The 2,416-nt window shown below is 46.2% G+C and carries 2 protein-coding genes; one reads left to right on the top strand and one right to left on the bottom strand.

Going from position 1 to position 2,416, the window contains the following annotated elements; all coding sequences use genetic code 11:
- Positions 1–221 precede the first annotated feature (221 nt).
- Entirely contained in the window at positions 222–2,135 is a 1,914-nt protein-coding gene (locus E2R66_RS28050) for an AMP-dependent synthetase/ligase (RefSeq protein WP_134738011.1), read from the top strand.
- 18 nt (positions 2,136–2,153) lie between these two features.
- On the opposite strand, the gene E2R66_RS29225 is transcribed toward E2R66_RS28050, so the two are convergent.
- The coding region (locus E2R66_RS29225) for a transposase (RefSeq protein ID WP_317130806.1) at positions 2,154–2,416 on the bottom strand (263 nt) is incomplete at its 5' end.

Consider the following 2,416-nt stretch of genomic DNA (forward strand, 5'->3'; position numbering starts at 1 on the left):
TACCGGTTCAACAGGCTTAAGTATCCTGACAATATGTTTCATAACCTTGTCAAGACGATGATTGCGGCCGGACCAATATTTCTGCAAAAATCATGGGTTGCTTAAACGCCTTATTCTATAACATGGATGCCATCAAGCAACTACAGCACTAAAATGCCTATTGGTTTTATTCTTAAAATTAATTTAGCTTTGTTCTAATATAAACCACTGATTTAAACTTCATGAACATCGTTGCTGAGCAATCAACCATACCGGGCCTAATCCGTAATATTGTTGCGAACATTCATCCCGATACCCACACCTTTATGATGCACAAGGTAAAGGACACCTGGGTAGAGATAAGTTACAAAGAAGCCCTCATCAAAATCGATGCAATATCGGCATGGTTTCTCAACATTGGCATACAAAAAGGCGATAGGCTGGCCCTCATTATGGAGAACGGCCCCGATTATGTTTATTACGACCAGGCCCTGCAGCAGATAGGCGCGATAAATACATCCATATACCCCACCCTGTCGGAAGCGGAGATAGAGTATATTCTCAACGATTCCGAAGCGCGCACCATCCTTTGCGGCAATCCGTTCCTGTTCCGCAAGGTGCTCAAGATTGCCAATAGTTGTACTTCGCTTATCCGTATCATCCCCGCCTTCGACGATTTCGAAAAATTCAGCGATAAGCTGAGTCTCAACGCCGGCGTGGTGGGTTTTAAACGGGTAATAGAAGAAGGCCTGCAGTGCGTGGCGGAATACACGCATGCTATCGACGCGGCCCGCGAAGCTATCCTGCCCAGCGATATTTCCTGCCTTATCTATACATCGGGCACTACAGGCACGCCAAAGGGCGTGATGCTTACGCATAGCAACCTTACGCAAAACGTTCGCTGGAGCCTCACACAAATACCCATTATCGAGAGCAGCGATTTATTCCTGTCGTTCCTGCCATTGTCGCACGTGTTTGAACGCACAGCTACCTATTACATCTCCATGAACAAGGGCTGCACCATCGCCTTTGCCCAAAGCCTGGAGCTCCTGGCAAAGAACATGATGGAGGTAAAACCCACTGTATTGTGCTGCGTACCACGACTACTAGAGCGCATCCATGATAAAGCCATGAAAAACGGCCTTTCAGCCGGCGGCATGAAAACAAAGATATTTACCTGGGCCATAAAAATTGGCGAAGAAGTGCGCAAAACACACGAGGATGGCAAAAAGCCAGGCCTGATCTTAGCTACGCAGCATAAACTGGCCGACAAACTGGTATTCAGCAAAATAAAGGAGAAAACCGGTGGCAATTTAAAACTGCTGGTATCGGGCGGTGGCGCATTGCCTAAAAACATAGGCGAATTTTTCGGCAATATTGGCATCATGGTATTAGAAGGTTTCGGGCTTACCGAAACTTCACCGGTAATGGCTGTGACAGAAGAGACCCGAATAATCATAGGCACCGTTGGCCGCATTATCCCGGGCATTGAGGTGGCCATCCAAAATGTAGACACCAAAAAGATCTACACCATACAAACCCACGATAATTTCAAGCCCGATTTTACCTCAGAAGAAGGCGAGATCATCGTGCGCGGGCATTGCGTAATGAAAGGTTACTGGCGCAAACCGGAAGAAACCGCAGCCGTTATCGACAAAGAGGGCTGGTTCCATACAGGCGACATCGGCCGTTTTTACAAAGGCAACCTGCAAATTACCGACAGGTTGAAGAACATGCTGGTAAACGCCTACGGCAAGAACATTTACCCTACCCCGGTAGAAAACACCTACCTCAAAAGCCCGAAGATAGAGCACGTATTCTTGATTGGCGATAAACGCGAATACATCACCGCCATACTGGTGCCGGGCCGCGAATTGCTGCAGGAAACCTTTAATTTGGGCAACGAATTCTTCGAGAAACCGGACCTGTTTATAGAAGATGCTGAAATTATAGAATGGATTAACCAGGACGTGAAGAAATACTCCAACGAACTGGCCAAATTTGAGCGAATTAAGAATTTCAAACTAAAGCGTGTGCCCTTCAGCATGGAAGAAGGCGAAATTACGCCTACCCTAAAAGCCAAGCGCAAAGTGATAGAAAAAAAATACGCCGAAGCGATAGACGATTTGTATTTGCAGGAAGCGGAGGCAGATTAATAAAATAGAATAAGGCGTTTAAGCAATCCATGATTTTTGCAGAAATATTGGTCCGGCCGCAATCATCGTCTTTAGAAGGTTATGAAACATATTGTCAGGATACTTAAGCCTGTTGAACCGGTAACAAAACTCATCAATATACCGCTGTAGGTGTGCGCAATGATGATGGATTCCCCTAAGCCAGGCTTTGAACATCATGATTTGCCTGTGCATTAAGGGGTGCCGTTTGCCCTTGTCAGATTTTTCCTGCTCCAGGTTAGGGAAATTTGCTTTAGAAGGCG

Source organism: Mucilaginibacter psychrotolerans, from assembly GCF_004519315.1.
GTDB lineage: Bacteria > Bacteroidota > Bacteroidia > Sphingobacteriales > Sphingobacteriaceae > Mucilaginibacter > Mucilaginibacter psychrotolerans.

Coding starts and splice junctions, on each gene's coding strand:
- E2R66_RS28050 (WP_134738011.1), top strand. CDS start 222: ATGAACATCGTTGCTGAGCAATCAACCATACCGGGCCTAATCCGTAAT.